This is a genomic window from Bacillus australimaris (assembly GCF_001307105.1).
GTDB lineage: Bacteria > Bacillota > Bacilli > Bacillales > Bacillaceae > Bacillus > Bacillus australimaris.
Genome location: NZ_LGYN01000009.1, coordinates 1 through 25,864 on the forward strand (window position 1 = coordinate 1; position 25,864 = coordinate 25,864).

General features: G+C 39.9%; 32 protein-coding genes and 1 tRNA gene. 23 read left to right on the plus strand and 10 right to left on the minus strand.

The window, feature by feature from the left end; all coding sequences use genetic code 11:
- The first annotated feature begins 72 nt into the window (after positions 1-72).
- The 4 genes from AKG37_RS06345 (at position 73) to AKG37_RS06360 (ending at position 2,339) form a co-directional block, all read left to right on the plus strand.
- Positions 73-156: transfer RNA gene (locus AKG37_RS06345), tRNA-Leu, on the plus strand.
- A gap of 161 nt (positions 157-317) precedes the next feature.
- Positions 318-1,112 (plus strand): alpha/beta fold hydrolase, encoded by a 795-nt coding sequence (locus AKG37_RS06350; protein WP_060698041.1) that lies wholly within the window; start codon positions 318-320, stop codon positions 1,110-1,112.
- A 207-nt stretch (positions 1,113-1,319) separates the two neighbouring features.
- Positions 1,320-1,826: a GrpB family protein gene (locus AKG37_RS06355; protein WP_060698042.1), complete on the plus strand. Its 507-nt coding sequence runs from the start codon at positions 1,320-1,322 to the stop codon at positions 1,824-1,826.
- Positions 1,827-2,135: 309 nt separating this feature from the next.
- On the plus strand, positions 2,136-2,339 hold the full coding sequence (locus tag AKG37_RS06360; protein ID WP_003214229.1) for a cold-shock protein: 204 nt from the start codon (positions 2,136-2,138) through the stop codon (positions 2,337-2,339).
- A 291-nt stretch (positions 2,340-2,630) separates the two neighbouring features.
- On the opposite strand, the gene AKG37_RS06365 is transcribed toward AKG37_RS06360, so the two are convergent.
- Both AKG37_RS06365 and AKG37_RS06370 read right to left on the minus strand, forming a co-directional pair.
- Positions 2,631-3,092: a CarD family transcriptional regulator gene (locus tag AKG37_RS06365; protein ID WP_060698043.1), complete on the minus strand. Its 462-nt coding sequence runs from the start codon at positions 3,090-3,092 to the stop codon at positions 2,631-2,633.
- A gap of 228 nt (positions 3,093-3,320) precedes the next feature.
- On the minus strand, positions 3,321-4,370 hold the full coding sequence (locus tag AKG37_RS06370; protein ID WP_060698044.1) for an NAD(P)-dependent alcohol dehydrogenase: 1,050 nt from the start codon (positions 4,368-4,370) through the stop codon (positions 3,321-3,323).
- A 223-nt stretch (positions 4,371-4,593) separates the two neighbouring features.
- Here AKG37_RS06370 and AKG37_RS06375 point away from each other — a divergent pair, with 223 nt between their 5' ends.
- Entirely contained in the window at positions 4,594-4,995 is a 402-nt protein-coding gene (locus tag AKG37_RS06375) for a MerR family transcriptional regulator (RefSeq protein ID WP_060698045.1), read from the plus strand.
- Positions 4,996-5,037: 42 nt separating this feature from the next.
- Here AKG37_RS06375 and bglS read toward each other — a convergent pair whose 3' ends face one another.
- Entirely contained in the window at positions 5,038-5,769 is a 732-nt protein-coding gene (gene bglS / locus AKG37_RS06380; protein WP_060698046.1) for a beta-glucanase, read from the minus strand.
- Between the two features lie 267 nt (positions 5,770-6,036).
- Here bglS and AKG37_RS06385 point away from each other — a divergent pair, with 267 nt between their 5' ends.
- The 6 genes from AKG37_RS06385 (at position 6,037) to AKG37_RS06410 (ending at position 12,058) form a co-directional block, all read left to right on the plus strand.
- Positions 6,037-6,609, plus strand: coding sequence for a TetR/AcrR family transcriptional regulator (locus AKG37_RS06385; protein ID WP_060698076.1), 573 nt, complete (start codon positions 6,037-6,039; stop codon positions 6,607-6,609).
- 79 nt (positions 6,610-6,688) lie between these two features.
- On the plus strand, positions 6,689-8,128 hold the full coding sequence (locus AKG37_RS06390; protein WP_060698047.1) for a DHA2 family efflux MFS transporter permease subunit: 1,440 nt from the start codon (positions 6,689-6,691) through the stop codon (positions 8,126-8,128).
- Between the two features lie 194 nt (positions 8,129-8,322).
- On the plus strand, positions 8,323-9,216 hold the full coding sequence (locus AKG37_RS06395) for an alpha/beta hydrolase (RefSeq protein WP_060698048.1): 894 nt from the start codon (positions 8,323-8,325) through the stop codon (positions 9,214-9,216).
- Positions 9,217-9,366: 150 nt separating this feature from the next.
- Complete coding sequence (locus AKG37_RS06400; protein ID WP_060698049.1) at positions 9,367-9,744, plus strand: MmcQ/YjbR family DNA-binding protein; 378 nt, start codon at positions 9,367-9,369, stop codon at positions 9,742-9,744.
- Between the two features lie 98 nt (positions 9,745-9,842).
- Positions 9,843-10,604: an SDR family NAD(P)-dependent oxidoreductase gene (locus AKG37_RS06405; protein WP_060698050.1), complete on the plus strand. Its 762-nt coding sequence runs from the start codon at positions 9,843-9,845 to the stop codon at positions 10,602-10,604.
- A 305-nt stretch (positions 10,605-10,909) separates the two neighbouring features.
- Positions 10,910-12,058, plus strand: coding sequence for a type II asparaginase (locus AKG37_RS06410; protein WP_060698051.1), 1,149 nt, complete (start codon positions 10,910-10,912; stop codon positions 12,056-12,058).
- A 35-nt stretch (positions 12,059-12,093) separates the two neighbouring features.
- Here the strand turns inward: AKG37_RS06410 and AKG37_RS06415 are convergent, their stop codons facing one another.
- Together AKG37_RS06415 and AKG37_RS06420 are read right to left on the minus strand one after the other, a co-directional pair.
- Complete coding sequence (locus AKG37_RS06415; RefSeq protein WP_060698052.1) at positions 12,094-12,987, minus strand: alpha/beta fold hydrolase; 894 nt, start codon at positions 12,985-12,987, stop codon at positions 12,094-12,096.
- A gap of 56 nt (positions 12,988-13,043) precedes the next feature.
- Positions 13,044-13,496: a MarR family winged helix-turn-helix transcriptional regulator gene (locus AKG37_RS06420; RefSeq protein ID WP_060698053.1), complete on the minus strand. Its 453-nt coding sequence runs from the start codon at positions 13,494-13,496 to the stop codon at positions 13,044-13,046.
- 334 nt (positions 13,497-13,830) lie between these two features.
- Between AKG37_RS06420 and AKG37_RS06425 the strand changes: the two genes are divergently transcribed.
- From AKG37_RS06425 to AKG37_RS06445, 5 genes are all read left to right on the plus strand, one after another.
- Entirely contained in the window at positions 13,831-14,436 is a 606-nt protein-coding gene (locus tag AKG37_RS06425; RefSeq protein WP_060698054.1) for a TetR/AcrR family transcriptional regulator, read from the plus strand.
- Positions 14,437-14,467: 31 nt separating this feature from the next.
- Entirely contained in the window at positions 14,468-15,667 is a 1,200-nt protein-coding gene (locus AKG37_RS06430) for an MFS transporter (RefSeq protein WP_060698055.1), read from the plus strand.
- A gap of 117 nt (positions 15,668-15,784) precedes the next feature.
- The gene (gene gntB, locus AKG37_RS06435) at positions 15,785-16,849 is read left to right on the plus strand and encodes a guanitoxin biosynthesis L-arginine gamma (S) hydroxylase (RefSeq protein ID WP_078060981.1); all 1,065 of its coding nucleotides are present in this window, start codon (positions 15,785-15,787) and stop codon (positions 16,847-16,849) included.
- Entirely contained in the window at positions 16,846-17,751 is a 906-nt protein-coding gene (locus AKG37_RS06440; RefSeq protein WP_060698057.1) for a DMT family transporter, read from the plus strand. Before gntB ends, AKG37_RS06440 begins: the two co-directional genes overlap by 4 nt.
- Before the next feature lie 73 nt (positions 17,752-17,824).
- On the plus strand, positions 17,825-18,094 hold the full coding sequence (locus tag AKG37_RS06445; RefSeq protein ID WP_060698058.1) for a YesK-like family protein: 270 nt from the start codon (positions 17,825-17,827) through the stop codon (positions 18,092-18,094).
- Here AKG37_RS06445 and AKG37_RS06450 read toward each other — a convergent pair.
- The 3 genes from AKG37_RS06450 to AKG37_RS06460 all read right to left on the minus strand — a co-directional run bounded on the left by AKG37_RS06450 (position 18,091) and on the right by AKG37_RS06460 (position 19,714).
- The gene (locus AKG37_RS06450; RefSeq protein WP_060698059.1) at positions 18,091-18,630 is read right to left on the minus strand and encodes a GNAT family N-acetyltransferase; all 540 of its coding nucleotides are present in this window, start codon (positions 18,628-18,630) and stop codon (positions 18,091-18,093) included. The two genes, AKG37_RS06445 and AKG37_RS06450, sit on opposite strands and share 4 nt — an antisense overlap.
- Positions 18,627-19,022, minus strand: a complete 396-nt coding sequence (locus tag AKG37_RS06455) for a VOC family protein (RefSeq protein ID WP_060698060.1) — start codon at positions 19,020-19,022, stop codon at positions 18,627-18,629. Before AKG37_RS06455 ends, AKG37_RS06450 begins: the two co-directional genes overlap by 4 nt.
- A gap of 68 nt (positions 19,023-19,090) precedes the next feature.
- Positions 19,091-19,714, minus strand: a complete 624-nt coding sequence (locus AKG37_RS06460) for a GNAT family N-acetyltransferase (protein WP_060698061.1) — start codon at positions 19,712-19,714, stop codon at positions 19,091-19,093.
- A gap of 149 nt (positions 19,715-19,863) precedes the next feature.
- Here AKG37_RS06460 and AKG37_RS06465 point away from each other — a divergent pair, with 149 nt between their 5' ends.
- The 6 genes from AKG37_RS06465 to AKG37_RS06490 all read left to right on the plus strand — a co-directional run bounded on the left by AKG37_RS06465 (position 19,864) and on the right by AKG37_RS06490 (position 23,951).
- Complete coding sequence (locus AKG37_RS06465; protein ID WP_060698062.1) at positions 19,864-20,415, plus strand: TetR/AcrR family transcriptional regulator; 552 nt, start codon at positions 19,864-19,866, stop codon at positions 20,413-20,415.
- An 89-nt stretch (positions 20,416-20,504) separates the two neighbouring features.
- Complete coding sequence (locus AKG37_RS06470) at positions 20,505-21,047, plus strand: dihydrofolate reductase family protein (protein WP_060698077.1); 543 nt, start codon at positions 20,505-20,507, stop codon at positions 21,045-21,047.
- 107 nt (positions 21,048-21,154) lie between these two features.
- Complete coding sequence (locus tag AKG37_RS06475) at positions 21,155-21,628, plus strand: MarR family winged helix-turn-helix transcriptional regulator (protein ID WP_060698063.1); 474 nt, start codon at positions 21,155-21,157, stop codon at positions 21,626-21,628.
- Entirely contained in the window at positions 21,612-22,235 is a 624-nt protein-coding gene (locus tag AKG37_RS06480) for a nitroreductase family protein (protein ID WP_060698064.1), read from the plus strand. The genes AKG37_RS06475 and AKG37_RS06480 overlap by 17 nt, the downstream gene beginning before the upstream one ends.
- A gap of 17 nt (positions 22,236-22,252) precedes the next feature.
- Entirely contained in the window at positions 22,253-23,305 is a 1,053-nt protein-coding gene (locus tag AKG37_RS06485) for an LLM class flavin-dependent oxidoreductase (protein ID WP_060698065.1), read from the plus strand.
- Positions 23,306-23,657: 352 nt separating this feature from the next.
- Positions 23,658-23,951 carry a hypothetical protein gene (locus tag AKG37_RS06490; protein WP_060698066.1) on the plus strand — a complete coding sequence of 98 codons (294 nt, stop codon included), beginning with the start codon at positions 23,658-23,660 and terminating at the stop codon, positions 23,949-23,951.
- A 32-nt stretch (positions 23,952-23,983) separates the two neighbouring features.
- Here AKG37_RS06490 and AKG37_RS06495 read toward each other — a convergent pair whose 3' ends face one another.
- Positions 23,984-24,547 carry a helix-turn-helix domain-containing protein gene (locus AKG37_RS06495; RefSeq protein WP_060698067.1) on the minus strand — a complete coding sequence of 188 codons (564 nt, stop codon included), beginning with the start codon at positions 24,545-24,547 and terminating at the stop codon, positions 23,984-23,986.
- 109 nt (positions 24,548-24,656) lie between these two features.
- Here AKG37_RS06495 and AKG37_RS06500 point away from each other — a divergent pair, with 109 nt between their 5' ends.
- Positions 24,657-25,244 (plus strand): LysE family transporter, encoded by a 588-nt coding sequence (locus AKG37_RS06500; protein WP_060698068.1) that lies wholly within the window; start codon positions 24,657-24,659, stop codon positions 25,242-25,244.
- A 4-nt stretch (positions 25,245-25,248) separates the two neighbouring features.
- Here AKG37_RS06500 and AKG37_RS06505 read toward each other — a convergent pair whose 3' ends face one another.
- Entirely contained in the window at positions 25,249-25,800 is a 552-nt protein-coding gene (locus AKG37_RS06505; protein WP_060698069.1) for a GNAT family N-acetyltransferase, read from the minus strand.
- Positions 25,801-25,864: the final 64 nt, after the last annotated feature.

Below are 25,864 nucleotides of genomic sequence, written 5' to 3' on the forward strand. Positions count from 1 at the left end.
GGGGTTCAAGTCCCTTCACCCGCATTGTTTTTTCAAACAGTGCACTTATGAATATATGAGCACATCATACACGCGGTCGTGGCGGAATGGCAGACGCGCTAGGTTGAGGGCCTAGTGGGTGAATAACCCGTGGAGGTTCAAGTCCTCTCGGCCGCATCTAAGAAACCAAAGGTTGTAGACCTTTGGTTTTTTTGTGCTTTCTAATTAATTTGAACAGTTAAATATGACAGTTTACGATGATACCAAGTTCAGTGAAACAAAGAATTTTGCTGAAATTGTGATAAAATATTGAAGAGTAGGAAAGGGGAAATAAATACATGTCAATTTACCATAAAGTCATTGGAGAAGGGTATCCGATCGTGATCTTGCATGGTTGGACACTAGACCATCAAGTAATGTTACATGCATTGGAACCAGTATTCGAAAAAAGAAGCGGTTGGAAGAGAATATACATAGACTTACCTGGTATGGGGCGTTCAAAGCCACATCCGTCAATTCAGAACTCTGATGATATGCTAGAAGCGATATTGCGACTTTTGGACGAGGTTATCCCTGATGAACAGTTTATTGTTTGTGGTTATTCATATGGAGGGTACATAGCCAGAGGCATCGTTCGTTCACGTCAGGAAACTGTTCGTGGATTACTGCTTGTGGCGCCAATGACTATACCAGAATTCGATAAAAGAGTCGTACCAGAGGCGACGGTTTTAAAAAGTGACAGCAGCTTCATATCACAATTGTCTTCAGAGGAGGCAGATGAATTTTGCTCCCTGGCAGTTGTGCAAGGAAAAACGGAATGGGAAAGATTTCGAGATGAAATTTACCTTCCTTCTAAACAAACAAATCATGACTTCATCAACAACATTCAACAAAATGGTTATGGTTTTACCTTCGATATTTCATCTGAACTTAAGTATCCAACGCTCATTATCACAGGGCGTCAGGACAATGTAGTGGGATATCGCGATGCGTGGCGGCTCATCGAAGATTATCCAAGAGCCACTTTTGCGGTGCTTGATATGGGTGGTCACAATCTTCAGATTGAACAACCCGATGTATTTAACTCATTAGTCGATAATTGGTTAAATAGACTTGAGTCGGAAAATGTTTAGCAAGTTTTATCTAAATGAATGTCCACTCATCTTAAGTGAGTGGATTTTTTGTTTGAGAATAATATTTTTATATTATGCAGTCCAATCATACTAATAACGTTTAAAAGGTTATATTGCTAAATCCTACACAACTATTAGTAAGGTATTCTCTACGTATGTGACGTATCATTCCAATAAACAACAAAATTATAAAGTGGAGTTGAGTAAATGCTTGGATTACCAAGAGGGGAAGTTTTTTTAGTTCCTTGGTCTGCTGAATGGGTTAAAGAATTTGGTATGGAAAAGAAACGAATAGTAGAAGTTATCGGTCAGTACATAGTGAATGTTCACCATATTGGAAGTACAGCAGTAAGTGGTTTGAGTGCAAAGCCAATTATTGATATTGCAATTGAAATCAATCATTTTGTTGACGGAGAACAATGCGTAACAGCTTTGCAAGGGCTTGGTTATTTATATAGAGGAACCAATGTGTTGCCTGAAAGACACTATTTCAGCAAAGGAGAACCGCGTACACACCAAATCCATATGTATCAAACGGGCAATAGATATCTACTTGAACAAATAAATTTTAGAGATTACCTGAGAAGTAACGAACTAGCAAGAAGTGAGTATCAACAGCTTAAACTTAACCTATCAAGTGTAAATAAAAATGACAAACATAAATATGCAGAGGGAAAAACAAATTTTGTTAGGTCGATTTTAGAGAGAATTTAGATAAAGATTCCCTTTTTGGAGCTGAAAAAACTGATTTTATGCACAAGGGGACGCGCTACAAAGGAGAGTTTTTTCTTTTTAATCAAAAATTTCCATAATTAAGCTTCCCCTGTCTATTTAGTGTCCCATATCATGTGTGATGTTCTTTCTAATCCTAAATTGCAATTATTTCCGATTCATGCTACAATAAGAATAATTATTTTTGTTCGGCGTAAAGGATAGCATGAAGAAAGACTTTTCGTCTTGAGGATACTTTGGGCAAGGATAGTATAATACATTGTGTGGTATACGCACGAGGAGGCAACAAACATGGAACAAGGTACAGTAAAATGGTTTAACGCAGAAAAAGGTTTTGGATTTATCGAACGTGAAGAAGGCGACGATGTATTCGTACATTTCTCAGCTATCCAAGGTGACGGATTCAAATCTTTAGACGAAGGTCAAAAAGTAACATTTGACGTAGAGCAAGGTTCTCGTGGAGCTCAAGCTGCTAACGTTCAAAAAACTGCTTAATCTTTATCCTTTTAAAACAGGTTCTCTGTAGAGAGCCTGTTTTTTTATGCTTTCACGCATTTTTTCAATAAAAAACCCTACTCAGCGTACAAGTAGGGAGATGTTACAAGGTAATCGCAAAAAAATTCATGCTTCAAAGGTTTAATAACAGTATAGCATATTGGATTTACAAAATGCGGAATTTGCCTAAATAATTTCTTTTTCTTTACGAAGTGAAAGGGCGTGGAGTTATTCGTAGAGAATGATCAACAAACGAGGGAGAAGGCGGGAGTGAAAAAATGGTATAAACTTTTAAGAAAAGCTCCTAATCTGTTTTTCGGTAATTCCTTCGATGACTTCCAGTTCACTAATCAAATACTCATAAGCATCATCCAGCATTTTCTTTTCGCTTGAATTGAGTGGTTTTTCTTTTTTCATTCGCAAGAGGTCACGTACAACTTCAGCGCCTTCTTGGATATCGCCTGTTTTGATTTTGTTTGTATTGATTTTATACCTTTCTTTCCAGGACAATAATGTATCTGAGGTTCCATTCTGAAAAATGTGGATAATGTTCTTGATGGCAAGTATATCCGTAACTGCTCTTATGTTTGACCCTGACATTTTCTTTGTTGGAATCATCACTTTCATCTGGCTGACGGACATTTTAATGACATAATACTCTTCTGTTTCGGCAGAAAATTTCTTTTCTTCTATGGCTTCAATTATGCCTGTTCCGTGCATTGGATAAACAATGTTATCACCAATTTGAAACATTTCATCCACCTCCATAAATTGTATCTACTATAAGGGTATCACAAATGGAGGTGTAATAACCAAATTTTTAATAATAACATGTTTTTTATTTTTGTGTCAATAATTTTTGCGCGAATTTCAGAGGTTTTTTGCTGTGAAATGTCCATTGCATAGACCTGTGTAAAAGGAAAAGGTTGAAACATAACAAAAGACCAGCCAATCAGGCTAGTCTCTTAAAACAAATATCAATCACAACGTAGAAATATCAATCACAAACCGGTAACGAACATCACTTTTCAGCACACGTTCATACGCTTCATCGACTTGGTTTGCGTTGATCACTTCAATTTGTGGTGCAATGTTGTGAGCCGCTGCGAAATCAAGCATTTCTTGTGTTTCTTGGATGCCGCCAACGAGAGAACCGGCAATGCTACGGCGGCCAGTAATCAATGAAAAGACGTGGAATTTGTCTGGCTCAGGCGGTGCACCGACATTTACCAAGGTTCCATCCACACGAAGTAGGGACAAATAGGCGTCTACATTGATATTGGCAGAGACCGTATTGAGTATGAGGTCGTACTGACCGGCTAGTGTCTGAAACGTATCAGGATCACTTGTCGCAAAATAGTCTTTCGCACCAAATGACAGTGCTTCTTCTTTTTTATTCAAAGAGCGGCTTAAAACCGTTACTTCAGCGCCAAGTGCGCGTGCGAATTGAATGGCGACATGACCAAGTCCGCCCATTCCGACAATAGCAACCTTTTTGCCAGGGCCTGCCTTCCAGTGCTTTAATGGAGAATAAGTGGTAATGCCAGCACAGAGAAGAGGACTAGCGGCATCAAGAGGTAGTTGATCAGGAATGCTGACGACAAATCGCTCTGTCACGACAATCTTTTGACTATAGCCCCCATAAGTCGGTTTCCCGTCATAGTCAAGGTTGTTATAGGTTTGGACGACCCCTTTCGTGCAATACTGCTCGTCTCCATTTTGACAATATTCACAAATGCCGCAGGAATCCACAAAACAACCAACACCTACACGGTCTCCGATCTGAAACTTCGTCACATCATCACCTACAGCTGCAACGACCCCAGCAATCTCATGACCCGGAACCATCGGGAAAATGCCGCCGCCCCATTCATCAAAAGCGCTGTGGATATCTGAATGACAAATCCCGCTAAATTGAATATCAATTAAAATATCATGTGGACGAAGCGCTCGTCGTTCAATGGTTGTCCGTTCAAAGTTGGCCTTTGCATGTGAAACACTTAAAACGTTTGATTGGTGCGTCTGACACATACTTGATCATCCTTTCAAAAATAAGATTCGATTCTTTCTTCTATACTGTACGTCTTAAAGTGAACTCTAAGTCAACATGGAACCCTCTTCTATTAAACAGTCAGGCTTTAGCTTCATTCTTGCATCAAGAATTGAGCCAAAAGCATCTTGCTTTCTCGACCAGATTAGAGATGATGGGAAAAGGAAATCCGTAAGGTGTGAGAAGAAGAGGAGGGTGAAAACAATGAAAATTGCACAAGCCGCAAAACAGCTCGATTTATCCACTGCGACACTTAGATATTACGAAAATATTGGTTTGATTAGACCAATCAAACGTGACGATCATGGGATTCGTGATTATACAGAGGATGATCTTCAATGGATTGAATTTATCAAGTGTATGAGAAATGCGGGACTCTCGATTGACGCGCTCAGAGAATATACAGCTTTATTTTTTGAGGGAGATGATCATACCTTGTCTTCGCGAAAAAACATTTTGGTCAATGAACGAGAAAGACTCGTCGAAAAACAAAAGGAAATCGAAGAAACCATTAAACGACTGGATTTTAAAATAGATAGTTATGAAGATATTATCCACAGCTATGAAGAAAAGCTAGCTCATCAACTAAAAACCAGCTCTATTTAAACGAAGAAAAACCTGTGACAAGTCACAGGTTTTGTGATGTGGTTATCTTTTTGTGTAACGCACCCAGTTGTAATGGGCGTAAAGTGGAGTAACACCGTTGTAAGAGCCGAGCCATTCATCGACACCTGCACCATTCCACAGGTTCATCATGATTTTCCCTGGTGTTTGAGGAATTTGAGTGGTGGCGGTATGCTTTAATTGTCCATCGACATACCATTTGATAGAGTTAGGCTGCCAGTCGAAAGCATACGTGTGATAAGAGTTCGCTGCATCAAAACCAAGGTCGACAATCTTTTCATGATTTCCTACACCATTCGTGTAGTAGTTAAACTGAACCTTTGTTGTATCTTTTCCTAGAAATTCAATATCAATTTCATCCCAAGGTGTACCATCAGTAGGTCCCGTATAAGTAAAGAACGAAGACACGATCCCAACATTTTTGGCTGGCTTCATGCTGACTTCATAAAGACCATAGCCGTATGTTTGAACAGAGCGGTTTTCACCACAGTCAAACTTGTTATAGGAGGGACTTGTGAGGGATAAACGCAGTTCACCTAAAGAGGTCATTGACACATTATTTGCACGCCACGTACAGTTAAACATGTTGCCATTTGAATACCCATCGGCTTTTTGCCATAACCCCGTATTATAGTTGTTAAAAGGTTCATAAAATGATCCACCTGTTTGTGCTGAGGCACTCGCAGTAAATGTGGACAAACTCAAGAACAATCCAGTGACAAGCAGCATCAACATTCTTTTCATTCGGTAAGTCATATAAGCATTCTCCTTTCCTTTTTGGAAGCGCTTTCTTTATTGATCATACATGATTCTCTCACAATGGAAAATCGGTCTAAATAATGATAAACAGCTTTCATTTAATAGAAATAAAAGAAGGATGATAGGTAAAAAATAATGATTGACAATGCGGACAGTTGTCCGTAAGATAATATCGGGACAATTGTCCTAAGAAGAGCCTAAAGTGTTTTGATTTAACATATAGAGATGAGTGTCATGTGGATGAAGGTAAAGAAGGTGAGCACGGTGGAAAAGGATATTGGGAAGGAAATTGAAGAGGTCGCTTTCTCTTTGTTTCAAGAATTTGGTGTAGAAAATGTCAGCATGCATAAAATTGCGAAAACAGCTGGTGTTGGGCAGGGCACTCTTTATCGCCGCTACGCCAATAAAAGTGATCTGTGCCTTTCTATCCTTGGGGAGAGATTTGAACAGCTGATCCCAGCTTTGCATTTATACTTAAGTAAAATAAGTGATCAGCCGGTTCGTGAACGTTTGCGCTATGTTCTCGAAGAAATTCATCTCATCGTCGGTCATCATTTAGACTGGATTCGGATGCTCACAATCTCTGGGAATTTAGAGCAGACAAGTAAAGTGTATGATTCTCATTACAGTCAATCACTAAGACAAATCATTCGTGATTTACTTGAGGAAGCGAGAGAAAAGGGGGAAGCGAACATACAGGATATAGAACTGACAACATTATGTATGTCTTCTCCAATGACGCCTGAACTCATGTTTTATATTCATGAATCTGGCTATTCAATCGAAAAAATTGCTCAATTTGCTGCAGAAAAACAGATTTTATCCGTCTTTCAATAGACATTGAAGTGGCTCATTTTTGACCACCCTGACTTCCTATAGTTCATCTCAATTCAAAAAGAAAAGGAGCCAACTTACTATGAATAAACAGCAAGCAGCAGCTTCCGATATTCGAACGCTGCCCATTATTATTTCTTTTATCACAGCTGGATTTATTGGTCTGTTCAGTGAAACGGCATTAAATATGGCGCTGAGAAATTTAACGTTAGACTTTGGAATTGAAGCGACGACAGCTCAGTGGCTGACAACAGGATATTTATTAACACTTGGTATTCTCGTACCAATTTCAGGACTCATTCTTCAATGGTTTACCACAAGACAGCTTTTTATTACATCGCTCGTCTTTTCAATCATTGGAACATTTATTGCGGCGGTTGCGCCGGTCTTTAGTATTTTAATGGTGGCACGTGTCGTGCAGGCAGTCGGCACAGCATTGCTTCTTCCATTAATGTTTAATACGATTTTAGTGATCATTCCGCCTCATAAACGAGGCAGATCAATGGGGATCATTGGTCTCGTGATTATGTTTGCACCAGCTGTCGGCCCGACAGTCTCTGGTCTTATTCTGAAATCATTGACTTGGCATTGGATTTTCTGGATTTCACTTCCTTTATTAATTGCTGCATTGGTATTCGGTTTTATTTACATGCAAAATATTACGGAACCAACAAGACCGAAAATCGACATTTTATCGATTGTACTTTCAACCATTGGTTTCGGTGGAATTGTATACGGCTTTAGTAGTGCCGGAGAAGGCGGCGGCTGGAGCAGTATGCATGTCATCGTTGCGATTGTAGTTGGTGTCATAGGAATCCTTGTGTTCTCCTTAAGACAGTTGAACATGAAAGAACCAATGCTTAACTTAAGCCCGTTTAAATATCCGATGTTTGTCATCGGGTTACTTCTGATCTTAGTGTGTATGATGGTGATGCTGTCTGCTATGATGATTTTGCCATTATATCTGCAAACGTCCTTGGCGCTATCTACATTTACAGCAGGTTTAATGCTATTGCCAGGTGGAATTATCAATGGTCTGCTCTCTCCAATCATGGGTGGTTTATTTGATAAGTTTGGACCAAAATGGCTTGTGATTCCAGGGCTTGCCATTGTCGCAGCGACGATGTTTGGCTTTACGAATCTAAGTGTGAATACATCGATTGGATTTATTGTGACCCTTCATATTACATTAATGATCGGAATCGCGATGATCATGATGCCTGCTCAAACGAATGGATTAAATCAGCTGCCGCCAGAGCTTTATCCGCACGGTACAGCGATTATGAATACATTGCAGCAGGTAGCAGGAGCCATTGGTACTGCGATCGGTATCTCGATCCTTTCATCAGGAGCCCGCAGCTTTATGAAAAATGTGGCTGATCCTGAAAATCCAATGAACCAGCTGCTTGCCTTTACAAATGGCGTCCAGCATGCATTTATTTTTGCTGTGATCATGACCGTCATTGGATTAATTATCGCTTTCTTCATTAAACGAGTGAAGGTAGAACAACAAGCATCATAAGATAGATGAAAAGCACTGAGGATCTAGCGCCGCAGTGCTTTTTTATTTACCCAAATGCTTGTTTCAAAGAGAGCAAAAATGGGGAGATACATAAAAAATGACCAAATATAGCATTTACCGCTGATTCAATAGGAGGAAAAGAGGAAAAAAGAACGAATGAGTAAGAAGAATGAATAAGATAGGAGACTGAGATCATGAACTTAGAAGAACAAATCAAAATCGCTGAATCATTACGTCAACCATCAGAAGGTTCATTACCGAGTCTATCGGAACTAAAACCAGTCCATCCTCCTGAAGTGAATAAAATGGAATATGACATTCCAACAAGTGCTGGCGAAACAAAGGTATGGGTATTTAAGCCGGTCGTCACAACAAAGCAGCCGCTTCCTGTTTTTGTGAATTTACATGGTGGCGGATTTATCATGGGCAGTGCTGAAATGGATAATCCATGGTGTCCGGTCATTGCAGACCGAGCACAATGTATCGTCGTGAATGTGGAGTATCAGCTAGCACCTGAGCATCCTTTCCCAGCCGCTCTTCATGAATGCTACGATGTGCTGAAGTGGCTGTATGAACATCCTGATGAGCTTCAAATAGATTCCAATAGACTAGCCATTGGCGGGCATAGCGCAGGAGGAAACTTAGCAACGGCTGCTTGTCTATTAAATATTCAAAAAGGGAACAAAATCCCGGTTGTCTATCAAGTGCTTGATTATCCGCCACTTGATCTAGCCACTGATCCAGCACAAAAGCCAGCGTTTGAAGAAGCGATCCCAGTTGAATTGGCGAGACTCTTTAATTCCTTCTATCTGCAAGGCCAAGATCCGCACAATCCGCTCGTTTCTCCGGTTTTTGCAGATCACTCATCCTTAGCACAATTGCCTCCAGCACTCGTGATCACAGCAGAGAAGGATTCGCTTGCTGAAGAAGCGGAGCAATATGCTGCCAAGTTAAAAGAAGCTGGGGTAGACGTCACGTACAAACAATTTAAGGGTGTCCCTCACGGCTTTACACACGCCGGAGATTTAGCCATAGCTGAAGAGGCTTGGCATCTGATGGGAGATCAATTAAAGAAGGCTTTTGAATAAGATAAGAAGATTGATGTAAAAGCACAGGATACAACGAGTCTGTGCTTTTTTTGTTTCTGAGAAAGAAGCGGGTGTTAAAAGATCAGATTTATTCCTATATGTCGATATAATAGATAGAATAGACGATCTCTTAAAAAAGGAGCGAATGAAATGAAAAGAGAGCAGCTACAGGCATTTTGTCTGTCTTTAAAAGGAACAACCCATGATTATCAACCTGAGTGGCAGGCGGATCGTTATCATATTGGCGGAAAGATGTTTGCTATGATGGGGGGAGATGCGAATCGAAAGCCTGTCATCACGTTAAAATGTGATCCACATCGTGCCGAGGAACTAAGAGAGATGCATGAAGGAATTATCCCTGGCTACTATATGAATAAGACTCATTGGAATTCCATTTACCTTGATGCAGACATTCCATCTGCATTTGTAGAAGAGTTAATCGAACATTCCTACCAATTGGTTTTTCAAAAACTAACAAAGAAATCTCAGCATGACATCCTCCAAAATGATTCAAAAGGAAATGAGTGAGGAGTTGTACCACCTTTGACTCTCTTCAAAATTGACTAGAGCGAAATGCTCCCGCTATAATTTAACCAGTTAGAAAGACGCTAAGAGGGGGATATAAAATGGGCTATACAGTCATAACAGGAGCAAGTTCAGGTATTGGATATGAGGCGGCTCTCGCCTTTGCAGCACGAGGAAAAAATCTTGTGTTAGCCGCTCGCCGGCTCGATAAACTCCAAGAACTGAAGAAAAGAATTCTTGATCAATATCCCGATATCAAAGTAGACGTACAATCTGTCGATTTAACAGACATCGAGCAAGTGTATTCATTTTATGAGTCATTGTCAGAATATGAGTTGGATACGTTCATTAATAATGCAGGGTTTGGTCATTTCGGCTCAATTGGGGAACAGGATGTAAATAAAATTGGAGATATGCTTCATCTGAATATCGAAGCATTAACGATTTTATCCACTTTGTTTGTTCGAGATTATGAACAAGTAGAGGGAGCACAGTTGATCAACATTTCTTCACGAGCAGGCTATATAGTCGTTGGTAATGCCGTCACCTATTCAGCAACGAAGTTTTACGTGAGCGCCTTTACAGAAGGACTGGCCCTAGAATTGAAAGGAAAAGGAGCCAAATTACAGGCAAAAGTATTAGCGCCATCTGCGACAGAATCAGAATTTGCAAAGCGTTCATTAGATGTAGACGAATTTGAATATGAAGGCAATTTCAAGAAATATCATACATCAAAAGAAATGGCAGCTTGTATGCTTGAGCTTTATGACAGTGAAAAAACAGTCGGTGTTGTTGATGGAAAGACATTTGATTTTGAATTGAAAGATCCGATCTTTTCACATGCTGGTACAGTTATAAAATAATGATTATCATCACTGAGGATTGACTTCCTCGGTGTTTTTTTATGCATTAAAAAGAAGAATCGCAGAACCAGTAGCTAAAACTACATATGATACTTTTTTGTGAAGTTACTACATGGTATCATCATTTGATTGAAGTAAAGTTAGGCATTAAGAATTGAGGGAATTTTAAAAAATATGCCCCTTTTTACCTTTATTTGGTTCTATATCTTTAGCCTCATGTCGATGAATGAAGGAATGGTATAAAGTAAATCCTATAGAAAGAGATTTAGCCATGAACCCATCAAATGAGGAAAAGAGATGATCCAATGAACATGACCAAATGGTTAGGTGCTGTCCTTCTTTCTGTTTTATTACTTGCGACAGCAGCTTGTGCGAACACAGGCACTCAAGAGAATACTCAAAGTGAAAAAGAAAACGTATCCAGTGAAACAAAAGAGAAAAACAAGGCGGTTGAAACAGGGAATAAGTCCTTATCGAATATTAAGGTATTAGCGACAGGTGGGACGATAGCTGGAAGTTCAGATAGCGATACAGATACGACGGGCTATAAATCTGGTTCACTAGGCATTGATAAAGTCATTGCTTCAGTTCCACAGCTAAAGGATATTGCAAATGTCACGGGAGAGCAGGTAGCGAATGTCGGCAGTGAAAACGTTGATAACGCTCTTCTTTTAAAATTAGCCAAACGAGTGAATCAACTTTTAAACGATGATCAAGTGGATGGCATTGTCATCACGCATGGAACAGATACACTTGAAGAAACAGCTTACTTTTTACATCTAGTTGTTAAAAGTGATAAGCCTGTAGTGGTCGTTGGCTCAATGAGACCAGCCTCTGCTATCAGTGCAGATGGTCCTCTTAACTTGTACCAAGCTGTGAAAATTGCATCCACAAAAGAAGCAAAGGGCAAAGGGGTCATGGTCACATTAAATGACCGAATTGCTTCGGCTCGATTTGTTACGAAAACAAACACGACCACAACCGATGCCTTCAAGTCACTTGAGCAAGGATACATCGGAGAAGTTGCAGGTGAAGTAGTGTCCTTTTATAACGAACCGACAAGAAAACATACGACTGAAAGTGAATTTGATGTATCGAAAATAAAAGAGTTGCCGCAAGTCGATATTTTATACGGCTATCAAAATGATCAAAAATATATGTATGATGCCGCAGTAAAAGCAGGAGCGAAAGGCATTGTCGTGGCCGCAGTAGGAAATGGAACGATGTCAACAGAAGCCATCAAAGGGGCAACAGATGCAGTGAAAAAAGACGTGGTTCTCGTGAGATCAAGCCGTACGGGAAATGGAATTGTCACGCACGAAAAAACGGATGATGAACATCACTTTGTGTCGTCTGATTCATTAAACCCACAAAAAGCACGTATTCTGCTCATGCTGGCACTGACGAAGACAAAGGATCCAGATAAAGTGCAGAAGTATTATGAACAGTATTAATGAAGAAAAAGACCCGAGTGATATTGGGTCTTTTTTTATGCATGCCTCTGATGTTCAGCACGTTCCTTTAAAGAGAGTAAAATATCTCGCCATATCTCGTCTACATCTGTAAGAAAGTGCCCCGCTTGATCTATAAAATAGGTTTTGACGTTTGGAATCGTCAGAGCGATTTTTTCTATTTCTACAAATGGAGCCATTGTATCCTCTTTCCCATGCCAGACATCAACAGGGATTTGAATATCTTGCATATCGAACGCCCATGGCTGTGAGAGTAAAACGGGTTCATGAATACATTCATCTACCGATTGACGAGTAGCTTCGTGTAAATGTGTCATCATCATCTCTAACTGCTCATCAGTTTGAAGGAATTGCCGATCCCACGGATGTAAATGCTTGTTCCCATTTTTGGCTAGCTTCTTAAATTTCTCTGGTTTGTTCTCAATCATTTTTTTCTGGGAACGATAGCTTGCTTTTAATAGCCAAGGAAACTTCTTACTGAGGAAAAAAGCTAGTTTGTTTTCTTTCAGCATGCTTTTAGGAGGTTTTCCGTCTCTAAAAGGGGTTGTACTTGAGATCAGAGCGGCTGAAAGGACTCGGTTCGTCAATTGATAGGCACAACCAGCAGCGAATGCGCCGCCTCCAGAGACGCCCATCACTGAAAAATGTTGAATACCAAGGTAATCTGCCACTTCTAGTACGTCTTTTGCCCAACCTAAAATTGTACGGTCAGGTAGAGGGGTAGATAAACCAAATCCAGGTCGATCCAAACAGATGAGACGAACGCCGAGCTCTTGAGAGATTGGATCATCATCTAAAAACATCACTCTAGAACCAGGTGTTCCATGAAAAAAGAATACTGGAAATCCTTCATGATCCCCGTATTGATTCAAACCGATGTGACGCCCATCTTGTAAATGAATGATATTCATATTTTCATCCCCTTAATAGTTTATCTAACTTAAATATTGATGAGAGAAACACCGTATTAAGGTGCTTCTTTCGCAATCTGATAGATTTTTTCGTACAGAGTTAATAAAGTTTTTAAATCTTCTTTTGGAAGCTTTGCATAGTATTTTTGAATCAGGTGCAATTGAATGTCTTCCGTATTTTTGTGATAGTCATGGCCCTTTTGAGCAAAATCAACAATGATTTCTCTTCGGTTATGTGGATTAATTTCTCTTTTGACATAGCCGAGCTGCTCAAGCTTTGATACGAGCTGGCTAGCTGCGCTGGCAGAAATCGAAAAATAATCAGCTAATTCATTGATTGTTCTTGTTTTAGTGCGCAACAACTCGAGTGTCAGCTCTTGTTTGGCTGATAAATCTGCATACTCATGTTTTAAAAATCGTTGATACTCTTCTACATAGATGGAGCCTAGAGCATTCGAGTATTCAATGATTTTTTTACCGTAATGAATGATTTCCTCATCCAATGACATCACCTCAATTCTATTATAGGTAATGTTTATATTTAAGTGAAGTTAAATGTTAAGAAAAATTAAATAAAACTAACGAGAATACTTGAAAGGAATAAATTTTCGATATGATCCCCGCACATTCATAAAACATGGGTGATTTAAATTTGAACAGATAGTAGGCCAGAGCAGCTATGAAATGACCGCTTTGTGTGTTTTTGCATGAATCACTCCTTATAAGATCGATGATTTTTTCATTGTATTATAAGGAAGATCCATTTATAATAAAAAAATAAACCAACTGGTCGGTTTTTTTGTCCGTATAAAAGAAATGCAGGGTAGAAAGGAATTGTGACAAATGACAAGTACACAAAGCGGGGCTGGAAAGAGTGAGAAAACGAAGCAAAAAATCGTCACCGCTTCTCGTGATTTATTTGCGAAAAAAGGATATTCAGAAACTTCTGTGCGGGATATTTTAGAGGCTGCTGAGGTTAGTAAAGGCAATCTTTATCACCATTTTAAAGGAAAAGAGTTTTTATTCCTTCATATTATGGAAGAGGATCATCGTTTGATGATGGAAACGTGGCATGAAGAGAAAAAAACACTGCAACGAGCTATCGATAAGCTCGCCGGATTTGCAGAGCTGCTCAGTCAAATAGGGATTAATTACCCATTAATGAGAGCAAGTGAGGAATTTTGTGCTAGTGCCTTTACATCAGATGAAGTCATGGAACGGCTGAACAAGATAGATGTCGATTTTGATGATGTGATGAGAGATATTTTACTTGAAGGAAACAGAGACGGCAGCTGGTCCATCCAGCATGTGGAGTCAAAAGTGAAAATATTACTTTCCGTTTTTTATGGATTAGACGTTTTATATAAAAATGACACCATCCAACAGAAGAAAGAGTTACAAAAAGAGGCGATCTCATTGTTTATTCACGGAATCAACCATCATGAGTAACAAGTGAGTCAGTAAAGGGGAAACATACATCATGCAAAAACCAATTCGTGAGCAAAAAGCTGTACTCGTGATTTTATTAAGTAATATTTTTATAGTGTTTTTAGGCATCGGTCTCATCATTCCTGTCATGCCGCTATTCATGAATGTGATGCATCTAACAGGGAGTACGATGGGCTACCTTGTGGCGGCGTTTGCCGTTGCACAGCTCATTGCATCACCTATTGCTGGGAGATGGGTAGACCGCTATGGAAGAAAGGTTATGATTGTATGTGGGCTGTTTCTATTCGCGTTATCAGAACTCGTCTTTGGTCTTGGGACTCACGTGTATGTTCTGTATGTTGCAAGGCTTCTAGGCGGTATTAGTGCAGCGTTTATCATGCCGGCTGTTACTGCCTATGTTGCAGATATTACGACTGTTCAAGAAAGATCAAAGGCGATGGGATATGTCTCTGCAGCCATTAGTACCGGTTTTATTATCGGCCCGGGAATTGGTGGATTTATCGCAGAATATGGCGTACGCCTGCCATTTTTCTTTGCTGCAGGTATTGCGTTAATTGCCGTCATTTCGTCAATGTTTATGCTGAAGGAGCCATTAACAAAAGAAGAACGAGCGAAGCAAATGAATGAAGTGGAAGAATCGACTTTCTTTAAAGACTTGAAAAAATCGATTCATCCAAGCTATCTCATCGCCTTTATCATTGTATTTGTTCTCTCATTTGGGCTATCTGCATATGAAACAGTCTTTAGCTTGTTTACAAATCATAAGTTTGGATTTGGACCAAAGGATATTGCGGTGATCATTACCGTCAGCTCAATTGTGGCTGTCATCATCCAAGTACTTGTGTTTGGAAAACTAGTAAATGCTCTAGGAGAGAAAAGAGTCATTCAGCTATGCTTGATTGTTGGAGCTGTCCTTGCTTTCGTTTCAACCGTCGTGTCAGGATTTTTGGTTGTACTGATCGTCACATGTATCATTTTCCTTGCGTTTGATTTATTGCGTCCAGCATTAACGACTTTCTTATCGAAAATCGCTGGCAACCAGCAAGGATTTGTCGCAGGGATGAACTCCACCTACACAAGCCTAGGTACAATTTTCGGCCCAGCACTTGGTGGCATTTTATTCGATCAAAATATTCATTTCCCATTTCTATTCGCAGGTGTTGTCTTATTTCTTGGATTAGGATTGACCCTGATTTGGAAGGGGAAGGCAGAAGAGGCTGCGGCAGAATAACGAATGTAGCAATTAATGATAGACATTGAAGAGACCGTTAGATGAGGTCTCTTTTTTGATAGAAGAGTCATTCCTTTCGAATTTCTTGAGAAAACCAAAAAAAGGAATTGAGGTATTATGTATTTTAATGTAATATATTTTATAAAAATACATAATATGTCATTTTGTATTGTGCTTAAGAAAAGTGAGGGAATGATTGTGGCTAATTATGAGTATTATCGTTTTTCAAAAGAAATGAGAGATGAGCTAAAGCCTTTATACCAATCTAACAACTATAGAGGGATATTGGGTATTCTGTATGATTATGCAATGATTGCTTTTGCTATTGTTTTAAGTCAGTTTCATATCGCTTTTTACATCCTATCTTTGTTGATCATTGGTTCAAGACAGAGGGCTCTTGCGACTATCCTTCATGATGCATCGCATCTATGCCTGGCAAAAAGTAAAAAACTCAATCGCTTGTTGGGAACATACTTCTCAGGGTATTTAATTGGTCAAGAGTTTCATATCTATCAAGATTCACATGTGAAAGGTCACCATATGCATTTAGGAAACCCGAGCAAAGATCCAGATTATCAATATCATTTGGAAGTGGGATTATATGAGCTTCGAGACCATCAGCATTTCTTCTATAAATATGTCTTAAGACCATTGTTTTTATTAAATATTTTTAGTTATGCTGTATATGTTTTTAAACATCGAATGTTGCAAATCACAAAGTATCCAAAACAATATGCAAAAATGATTGTGATGTGGCTTGTGATATGCGGCGTACTTCTCTATTTTGGCTTATTCATGCATTTGATCTTGTATTGGGTGATTCCGTATTTTACAGCGTTTATGGTCATTGGTTGGTTTATCGAAATTGCTGAACACTATCCGCTCATGCTTAATCATAAGAAGAGTATTCAAATGACGCGAAATCGTTTTAGCCATTGGATAGAAGCCTTTTTCTTAAGTATTCATGCAGAGAATTATCATTTGACACACCATCTTCAAGCAAGTATTCCATATTGGAATATCGCTAAGGCACATCGAGTCATGATGAAGGATGCAACATATGCAAAGTTAAATCATAAGATGGGTGGCGTATTTTTTTCATCAAATCACAATGACCCTTTAATAAAAGACTTGATCAGGAATCAGAAGCTACCTATTCAACAAATGAGGGAGAATGGATGAAAAATAAGTTTCTTTTAGGCGTTTTATTAGCGTTAGGGGCAGCCGTATTAAATGGCAGTGTCGGTATATTCAGTAAAGGGTTGTTTGCAAGTCATCTTAGTCCAACAGCTGTTTCATTTTATAAGTGTTTGATTGCTTTTGCTGCTCTATCTGTTTTTTTCTCGTTTCACCAAGAATTTAAATATCAAGTGCTCCGATTAAAAAAACATCTGAAGCAGATAGCTCTCTGCTCGTTTCTGGGGATTTTTGTACTGTATTATTTTGAAACGACAGCCTACCATTATGCAGCGGTTCCATTTGTTGTGTTTATGTTATTAGGTGCAGCCGTTTTTACTACATTCATCTTTAGTACGTTTCTTCTGAAAGAACGAAAAAATGTATTGAAGATTGCTGGTTTTATTTTGCTCACCGCAGGATTATGTGTGATGGCGATAGCTGAGGGAGCGGATTCTGGTCAGCTTTCTGTAGGCGCATTATTTGCGTGCATTGCAGGAATTGGGTACGGCTTGTTTCTTGTTTTTACTAAGAAATTCACATTAACCGGTGGTTTGGCACTTATATGGTATCTCATGCTGTTTGGTGTCATTTACTTATTTGTACCTTTCTATGTAGAAGGTTTGACGGTTCCAGAGGTGAATACGTATCCTACCTTAATAGCATTGGCGATTTTCCCTACAATCGGTGGGTTCTACTGTACGACAAAAGCACTAGTCTATTTGGAAGCGAATAAGGTTCAATTTTTAGAGTTGACAGAGCCTATTTTTGCAACTGTATTTGCTTTTTTTGTCTTAAGAGAAATGGTAGAAGGAATGGAGTGGGTAGGTGCAAGTCTTATTCTCGTTGCAATTTATATTGCTGAGATGACCCCACAAAAAGAAATGAAGAAAAGCACGATGACGTGAAGGAGAGGGCTAAAATGACGTTTATTTTAGCCCTTGGTATAAATTCAAAAAAGAGAATAGGAGTTGATATCACATGTTCTGGCTACAAACCGCTATTTTTACAATCGTTATTTTGTGTCTCTCATGGTGGGCAGGGAAAAGAAGCCGGCAGCGCCATGCGGAGTTGATCGTCCCTATTTGCTTGATTTTATTTGGACTGGTTTTATTGATTGGCAGTTTCTTCATTGGCAGATGGGAAGGCATGGCCCTTAGCCTATCAAGCGTCTCTATCGTTCTCTCTTCAATCATTTGTTTGATCATCGTTGCTGGAATTCAATTTTTTAAAAAAGATGTCCCTTCTTAAGCAGGAGCATCTCTATTGATCATGTGGTTGTATTCTTCACGAAGGATGCCCATGATGATGACATCTGAGTATGTCCCGTTATAATAGAGCGCTTGACGCCTTCTTCCTTCATATTGAAATCCGGCTTTCTCATAGCTTCGAAAGGCTCTTGGATTGTGGGAAAAGACTTCAAGCTCAAGACGGTTGAGTTCTAATGTGTCAAAGGCGAATGCTTGAACCATACGAACAGCTTCAGTGCCGTAGCCCTTTTGAAAATGCTCCGGCCCATGAAGCGCTATGCGGAAGCTTGCCGTATGATTGATTGAATCAATGTCCACAATCGCCGCATCTCCAATCATCTCTTTCGTGTCTAGCAGACAAATGGCGAAATCCCGTCTGCTGTCATCTTGCAAAAAGCGGGTATAGGCGGAACGAATTTCTTCTAGTGTGAACGTTTTGCGTGTGCCGGTCATATAAAGTGTTTCTGCCTGCTGGCATCCTCTTTGAATACCAGGATAATCTTGTTCTTCAATTGGTCTCAAAAATAAACGAGTCATGACGGATCATCCTCCTCTATATATCGAGATATTTCAATTAAATTCAGATCAGGATCACGGATATAAACAGATTCAATCGGACCTAATGTACCGTTGCGCCTGACCGGTCCTTCTTCAATGGGCACCACTTGCTTCCGGAGATGCAGCAGCAAATTGTCCATATCTAAATCGGTGATAAAGCACAAATCATTAGAACCAGGAAGAGGATGAGCTGCTTTAGGCTCAAATTCATGACCAGCTTCATGAAGATTGATCTTCTGTAAACCAAAACGAAGTGCTTTCCGGCCATTACCAAAAGTTTCTTCCTTCATTCCTAATACGTTTGTATAAAAGCGAATGGTGTCCTCCATATGTTGTACAGTCAACACGATATGATCAAGTCGTCGTATCATCAGTCTCTCCTCCAAGTATGATCGTTGCTTGAACTGATTCTATTATATCATCACCTGAAGAGGATACCTTATTTAATCACGGTTTTATAGCTCCAGCTTTGTAAGGACATTTCCTTTCCGCGTAGTACCCTTTCATCAAACTCCACCCATCCATTTTTCCGATAGAAATGACGATTGGCCTCATTGTGTGTAATCAGTGTGAACAGCCCGCCACCTTGCCGGGCGATAAAGGGGAAAAGGCATTGCTTTAACATGCGGCTTCCGAGTTTTTTTCCTTGCTGGTTTTTTGCAACGACAAGTGCTTCTAAATACCAATAAGGCTTCTTCAAGGAGAAGCACGCTTTTTTGGCCTCCTTTAAAATACGGAACACATGCTGAATCGCCGATATGCCGCCGGTGAAGAGCAGCTTTAACCCACCTGACAACACATAATCCATGAGTCGTGGTTCAGGGAAATGCGGGTGCTTTAAAAGGGCGGCGGACACAATTTTTTCGTTCTCGACTCCGACAAGACAGATTTGATGCTGAAAATATACCTTTGTATTGACCAAATGCAGCTGCCGGGCGAAAGCAGACCGCTTTGAGACCTTTTCACATAACAAGTCAAAAAATGTGTAATCCCGAAACGAATCGTCTAACAACTCTGCCACTCGAGGGAGTTCATCCTCCCTAGCAAGTCTAAAATGAAGCATATGATGGCCTCCTTTTTTTAAACAGTTATATTTTATTGAACATGTGTTGATTATAATAAGAAGTAAACAAATCGAACATCGGCAATGGATGATAACCTGTTCATAAATAGACAGTTAGCGTCTTATTGTTCAAAAACGGAGGGGATTTCATGAAGGATAGGCGAACAATCAAAACAAAAAGAGCCATTCGGGAAAGCTTTCTTGAATTGTTAAAGGAAAAGGAAGTGCAGCAGATTACAGTTTCGGAGCTTTCAAGAAAAGCGGATTTAGGCAGGGGAACCTTTTATTTGCACTACCAAGATGTTTTTGATTTATATGAACAGCTTGAGAAAGAACTATTCGATCAGCTCGGCGGATTATATGATGAAGCCTTTCCAAGTCAAGACCCTCTTGATATGCTTTCTTTTTTAAATAAAACGACTGAGTATTTGAAAGCGAATCAATATATGTTGACGTTATTTGTAAAGCCGAATGGCCCAACGACCAATCAATTCAAAGCCTTTTTCAAAGAAAAAATGATGGAAGAATGGCAGCTTGATCAGCGGCCTATTACAGAAAATGAACAAATTGAAGCTTCTTTTGTCGTGTCTGGTGTCGTGGGTGTACTTGAGGAATGGATTTATGAAGAAATGACCATTGATGCCGGTAAGCTCGCGCGTAAATTATACGAGCTTCTCATCAAGGTGGAGCAGGAATCGTAAAAAAGGAGAAGGTGAGGTATCCTTTGTCGCTCCTTTCTGATACAATTAAATAGAATGTATGTTCTTGTATTGGGAAGGGAGTGATGGGATTGAATGAGAAAAGGAAGCTGCTTTTTTATGGGGCGATGAGTATTGATGGATATTTAGCGAGAGAGGATCACCGTCTCGATTGGCTAATTGGGACAGAGGGCGAAGAAGAAACGAACTATGACGATTTTTATGCGTCAGTCGATACGCTGATCATGGGGCGCAATACTTATGAACAGGTTCTTTTACTGTCACCAGATGAGTTTCCATATGAAGGGAAAACATGTTATATCATGTCGAGTACTTTACAAGACAGTCTGAAGGGAACCGATATTATTCGTGAAGATATCTTATCATTTGTGAAAAAATTAAAAAATGAACAAGGTCAGCATATTTGGCTTGTCGGCGGCGGGGCACTTCTTCAGACTTTAATACAAGCAGGATTGGTTGATGAGCTTTTTCTTCAAATCGTACCTGTCATGATTGGAAGGGGAATTCCTCTATTTTCACCAGTAGATCTGGAATCCAGGTTTTCATTACAAGAAGTACGGCAATACAAGCAAATTGCTGAAATGCATTTTATCTTAAAAGAAGAAGCCCACTGATCCAAGGTGGTCTTTTTTTGTGAAACAAACCCGTTGACAAGAAAATATCCTAGTGTTAGGATAAATTTATCCTAGTTTTAGGATTTCTTGAAAAAGGAGTAGTTGCCATGGTGCAGCATGAACATGAATTAGATTTAAGGCTATTCCGCGTGTGGATGAAAGCCTATCAAGCCCTTTTTACAAATATCCAAAAAGACATTGAACGTTATGATATCGGATTTGAAAACTTTCAAATCCTTGAATTGCTTTACAGTAAAGGGCCTCAGCCTGTTCAAAAAATTAGTGATATCTTGTCAATCCCAAGTGGAAGCATGACATATGTAGTGAACAAACTAGAAAAACAAGAGCTCGTGAAAAGACAATGTGCCCCATCAGATAAGCGAGTTTTCCATGTGCGGCTTACGGAAAAAGGGGAGCAATTGTTTGACGATATTTTTCCTAAACACACAGATGTCATTTCTCAAAATTTAGCCTTTATTGAAAAAGACGAAAAAGAGCAGCTCATTGAATTGTTGAAAAAAATCGGCTTAGGTGCACAACAACTTCATGAAAAGGGGAAACAAAATGACACTCAACTTTGATACATTGGTACGTGAAAGACGATCCGCATCAAATTTTTTGCCAAATATCTCGATTTCGAGAGAAGAGCTCAACAGTATATTTGAAGAGGTTAAGCTGGCACCATCTGCTTTTAACTTACAGCACACACAATATGTTGTCGTCCAAACAGAAGAGCTTAAAGAACAAGTAAGAGAAGCGGCTTTTGGACAATATAAAGTACATTCCGCTTCAGCAGCGATCATCGTATTGGGAGATCCAAATGCTTATGAGCGAGCAGGGGATATATATGAAGGTCTGAAAATGCTAGGCATTTTAAACGCGCAGCAATATGAAGAAATGGTCAGAGAGACGATGAGCTTTTATGAGCAGAGGGGTGCAGATTTCCAAAAGGAAGAGGCGATCCGCAATGCTTCATTATCTGCTATGCTGTTTATGCTTGCAGCTAAAAATAAAGGCTGGGACACTTGCCCAATGATCGGTTTTGACCCTGAAGCAGTAAAAAAAGTGCTGAACATCAACTCGGATTTGGTTCCTGTGTTAATGATTACACTCGGAAAAGAAAAAGTAGAGAGCAGACAAGCAAGAGGCTACAGAAAGCCAGTCTCTGAATTTGTGACATATTTATAAGATAGGGGGTTCCAATCATGGAACTAGGAATTAGTACATTTGTCGAAACAACACCTGATTTTCAAACAGGAAAAACAGTCAGTCACGCACAGCGTATTCGAGAAGTAGTCGAAGAAATTATTTTAGCAGACCAAGTCGGTCTTGATGTATTTGGCGTAGGGGAGCATCACCGTGAGGATTTCGCCGCATCAAATCCAGCAGTTGTCTTAGCGGCTGCAGCAACACAAACAAAGAATATTCGCCTGACAAGTGCAGTGACAGTCCTTTCATCAGCAGATCCGGTTCGTGTATTTCAGGATTTTGCAACATTAGATGGACTATCAAATGGGCGTGCAGAGATCATGGCAGGCCGTGGTTCCTTTATTGAATCATTCCCGCTCTTTGGTTATGATCTGGATGACTATGAAGAATTATTTGAAGAAAAGCTTGATTTGCTGTTGAAGCTGCAGCAGTCAGAGCGCGTAACATGGAGCGGAAAACACCGCCCAGCCATTCAGGATGTTGGGGTGTACCCAAGACCTGTTCAAGATCCGCTTCCAATCTGGATCGGCAGTGGGGGTAACCGTGAATCCGTCGTACGTGCTGGATTACTAGGATTACCGCTTGTACTCGCAATTATTGGCGGAAGCCCTAGACAGTTTGCACCGCTCGTTCAGCTGTACAAGCAAGCGGCAGTGCATGCTGGACATGACCCTGAAAAATTAACTGTGGCATCACATTCACATGGATTTGTTGCGGCAGAAACAGACCTGGCAGCAGATCAATTTTTCCCTTCCACACAGCATGTGATGAACACATTAGCGAGAGAGCGAGGCTGGGGACCTTATACTCGTTCTACGTTTGATGCAGCGAGAACTTTAGAAGGTGCTCTGTATGTGGGAGATCCAGATACCGTAGCAGAGAAAGTCATTCACCTTAGAAAAAATGTGGGCATCACACGTTTTATGCTTCATGTACCGGTTGGTTCAATGCCGCATGATCAAGTGTTAAAAGCCATCGAGCTATTCGGAAAAGAAGTAGCTCCTAAAGTAAGAGAAGAGGTTGCCCGCTGGGAAGCAGAGCAAAAATAAATAAAAAAGGCCGATCAAGTGAATAACTCTTGATCGGCCTTTTCTTATGCTCAAACATCAATGATACATGGTTTCACAGTAGGACATTTAACAGCAGAAGCAATTGGTGTGATCGCCAAGGTGAAGAGGAAAACAAGTTGAAAACAGATGAGCCATTTTTTCATGAAATCACCTCCGTTTACAATTGTTTGACTAGAATGAGATGAGAATAAATGCATAGAAGTATGTAAAACCCTCTATCCAGTATAAGACAATCATATCATAATTTTCAAAAAAATGAAAAAATAACTTACGAAAGTTCTAAATTATGGTATGGTTAATATGTTCAACAAAAAAGGGAGGGATTTTTTTTATGAAAAAGGTCATGTCTTCTGTTTTGGTTGGAGTCATTGTTTTAACGGGGGCTGGAGTCACAACTGCTCCGGTGGAAGCAAAGGAGAAAGCAAACAGTGAAGTAACAGTTCAAGCGAGTCGAACTGAAACTGTAACAAGAACATATACGACATCAAACATCCCTGACAGTATTGTATATGCACAGGATGGCTGGGTCGGTATTTTAAAACGAACATCTATTGAAGAGTTAGGATTAGGAAAATATAGAGTCACATTTACTGGAACGGTTGTACGCGATCCAGGATTTAATTAAATAAATGGGAAGCTGACAGGTGGACAAGCCTGTCAGCTTTTTTCTTGAGGATAATAAAGAATCATTTGCATCCGTACCATTTGTTCTCCGGATTGTTTATACGTATGCGTCCGGTCCGCCTTAAAACGAATGGAGTCACCAGCTTTTAAGGTGTATTGTTCGTCACCAATGGATAAATCAAGCACTCCCTCAAAAACAGTGATCAATTCTTGCGTTCCACCAATGTGTTCAGTCGCACGCAGTGATCCGCCTCGGTCAATTTCGACCCGATACATCTCGAATTTTCCGCGGTCATCAAAAGGAAACGTCGTATACACACGATATCTTCCATCGTCTTCTGTTAAAACCTGTGCATCCTCCTTGCGAACCACCTTGATTTCAGGATGTGGTGCGTAAATGAGCTCACTAAAAGATACCTTTAATCCGTTGGCGATTTTCCACAAAGTCGTGATGGTAGGGGTTGATTCGCCTCTTTCAATTTGTCCAATCATGGTCTTGCTGACACCAGTTAATTCTGCCATCTTTTCGAGGCTTAATTTTTTTTGATCTCTAAGCATCCTCACATTTTTAGAAATAATCAATTGTACGTCTTCCATGAAAAAAGCTCCTTTCTCTATTTACTTTATAAAGACCGAAAGTTACAATAAAACGTAACGTACGTAATAAAGTAATTAAAGTCTAAATAACGTATAAGGGGGCGGCAACTTGATCGTTTCTATGTTGATCTATGCTTTTGTTAGCAGCTTCACCCCAGGGCCCAACAACATCATGGCCATGGTCTTTACGAATAAATATGGGGTCAAGCAAACATTTAAATTTTGTTTAGGTGTTGGTATCGGATTTCTCGTCATTTTGTGTTTGAGTTGTTTTTTTAATATCATACTTTATCAAGTGATGCCGAAAATAGGCTGGGTCATGGCATTCATCGGAGCCGCATACATGATGTATTTAGCTGTAAAAGTCATGAAAAGTAAAGGCGGAGATAATGAAACTCTCGACCGCTACAATCATTTTATCCCTGGTATGCTGCTGCAATTTATCAACCCAAAAGCGATCTTATATGGGTTAACCGTCATTTCAACATTTGTTCTTCCATATGGACAGTCCAACATGCAGTATATGATATTGACGCTGATTCTTGCACTTATTGGATTTCTCGGTACATTTAGCTGGAGTCTATTCGGCTCTTTATTCAAGCGATTTTTGACCGCTTACCAGAGACCGTTCCAGTTTGTTATGGGGCTGCTTCTGATGTACAGTGCGATTTCAATGATATGGGGCTATGTAATGTAAGCGGTTAGGAAATTGGTCGCTGTCTGCCCATCACAACAGTATCATAATACAGACCGTCTCCCAGCTGTTTATCATTTTTTAATACACCTTCAATCAAAAAGCCATGGCGCTCATATAACCGAATGGCTTTTTGGTTCGTTTCCAGCACATGAAGTGACATCTTCTGAATGCCTTGCTGATCAGCCCATTCAATAGAAGAGGCCAAAAGCTCTTTACCAATGTGATAGCCCCAGACATCCTTTTGTATAGCGATGCCAAATGTCACTTTGTGAGCAGAGCGTTTGAGTGCATGTCCCTCACACCTTGAAAAACCGACAATCTTTCCTTCGATATCAGCGACCAAAAATAAATGCCGGCTTTGCTTGGCATCCTCTTGAATCAAAGTCTCAAATGCTTTTTCATCAAGAAAGGCTTCGCCTGGTTCACGGTCTAAATATTCTGTTTCACCATCAATTTTCAGTCTAAGATCTGATAGCTGTTTGGCATCGGAAGCTGAAGCGGATCGAATACGATAGGTCAAACCACGAACTGTGAATATCTTTTCAGAGATGATCATGAAAGAGAACACCAACCCTTCTTGTTAATATGTCTATCATACCTGAAACATGTCCTTCGCACAC

Coding starts and splice junctions, on each gene's coding strand:
- AKG37_RS06350 (WP_060698041.1), top strand. CDS start 318: ATGTCAATTTACCATAAAGTCATTGGAGAAGGGTATCCGATCGTGATC.
- AKG37_RS06355 (WP_060698042.1), top strand. CDS start 1,320: ATGCTTGGATTACCAAGAGGGGAAGTTTTTTTAGTTCCTTGGTCTGCT.
- AKG37_RS06360 (WP_003214229.1), top strand. CDS start 2,136: ATGGAACAAGGTACAGTAAAATGGTTTAACGCAGAAAAAGGTTTTGGA.
- AKG37_RS06365 (WP_060698043.1), bottom strand. CDS start 3,092: ATGTTTCAAATTGGTGATAACATTGTTTATCCAATGCACGGAACAGGC.
- AKG37_RS06370 (WP_060698044.1), bottom strand. CDS start 4,370: ATGTGTCAGACGCACCAATCAAACGTTTTAAGTGTTTCACATGCAAAG.
- AKG37_RS06375 (WP_060698045.1), top strand. CDS start 4,594: ATGAAAATTGCACAAGCCGCAAAACAGCTCGATTTATCCACTGCGACA.
- bglS (WP_060698046.1), bottom strand. CDS start 5,769: ATGACTTACCGAATGAAAAGAATGTTGATGCTGCTTGTCACTGGATTG.
- AKG37_RS06390 (WP_060698047.1), top strand. CDS start 6,689: ATGAATAAACAGCAAGCAGCAGCTTCCGATATTCGAACGCTGCCCATT.
- AKG37_RS06395 (WP_060698048.1), top strand. CDS start 8,323: ATGAACTTAGAAGAACAAATCAAAATCGCTGAATCATTACGTCAACCA.
- AKG37_RS06400 (WP_060698049.1), top strand. CDS start 9,367: ATGAAAAGAGAGCAGCTACAGGCATTTTGTCTGTCTTTAAAAGGAACA.
- AKG37_RS06405 (WP_060698050.1), top strand. CDS start 9,843: ATGGGCTATACAGTCATAACAGGAGCAAGTTCAGGTATTGGATATGAG.
- AKG37_RS06410 (WP_060698051.1), top strand. CDS start 10,910: ATGAACATGACCAAATGGTTAGGTGCTGTCCTTCTTTCTGTTTTATTA.
- AKG37_RS06415 (WP_060698052.1), bottom strand. CDS start 12,987: ATGAATATCATTCATTTACAAGATGGGCGTCACATCGGTTTGAATCAA.
- AKG37_RS06420 (WP_060698053.1), bottom strand. CDS start 13,496: ATGTCATTGGATGAGGAAATCATTCATTACGGTAAAAAAATCATTGAA.
- AKG37_RS06425 (WP_060698054.1), top strand. CDS start 13,831: ATGACAAGTACACAAAGCGGGGCTGGAAAGAGTGAGAAAACGAAGCAA.
- AKG37_RS06430 (WP_060698055.1), top strand. CDS start 14,468: ATGCAAAAACCAATTCGTGAGCAAAAAGCTGTACTCGTGATTTTATTA.
- gntB (WP_078060981.1), top strand. CDS start 15,785: ATGTATTTTAATGTAATATATTTTATAAAAATACATAATATGTCATTT.
- AKG37_RS06440 (WP_060698057.1), top strand. CDS start 16,846: ATGAAAAATAAGTTTCTTTTAGGCGTTTTATTAGCGTTAGGGGCAGCC.
- AKG37_RS06445 (WP_060698058.1), top strand. CDS start 17,825: ATGTTCTGGCTACAAACCGCTATTTTTACAATCGTTATTTTGTGTCTC.
- AKG37_RS06450 (WP_060698059.1), bottom strand. CDS start 18,630: ATGACTCGTTTATTTTTGAGACCAATTGAAGAACAAGATTATCCTGGT.
- AKG37_RS06455 (WP_060698060.1), bottom strand. CDS start 19,022: ATGATACGACGACTTGATCATATCGTGTTGACTGTACAACATATGGAG.
- AKG37_RS06460 (WP_060698061.1), bottom strand. CDS start 19,714: ATGCTTCATTTTAGACTTGCTAGGGAGGATGAACTCCCTCGAGTGGCA.
- AKG37_RS06465 (WP_060698062.1), top strand. CDS start 19,864: ATGAAGGATAGGCGAACAATCAAAACAAAAAGAGCCATTCGGGAAAGC.
- AKG37_RS06475 (WP_060698063.1), top strand. CDS start 21,155: ATGGTGCAGCATGAACATGAATTAGATTTAAGGCTATTCCGCGTGTGG.
- AKG37_RS06480 (WP_060698064.1), top strand. CDS start 21,612: ATGACACTCAACTTTGATACATTGGTACGTGAAAGACGATCCGCATCA.
- AKG37_RS06485 (WP_060698065.1), top strand. CDS start 22,253: ATGGAACTAGGAATTAGTACATTTGTCGAAACAACACCTGATTTTCAA.
- AKG37_RS06490 (WP_060698066.1), top strand. CDS start 23,658: ATGAAAAAGGTCATGTCTTCTGTTTTGGTTGGAGTCATTGTTTTAACG.
- AKG37_RS06495 (WP_060698067.1), bottom strand. CDS start 24,547: ATGGAAGACGTACAATTGATTATTTCTAAAAATGTGAGGATGCTTAGA.
- AKG37_RS06505 (WP_060698069.1), bottom strand. CDS start 25,800: ATGATCATCTCTGAAAAGATATTCACAGTTCGTGGTTTGACCTATCGT.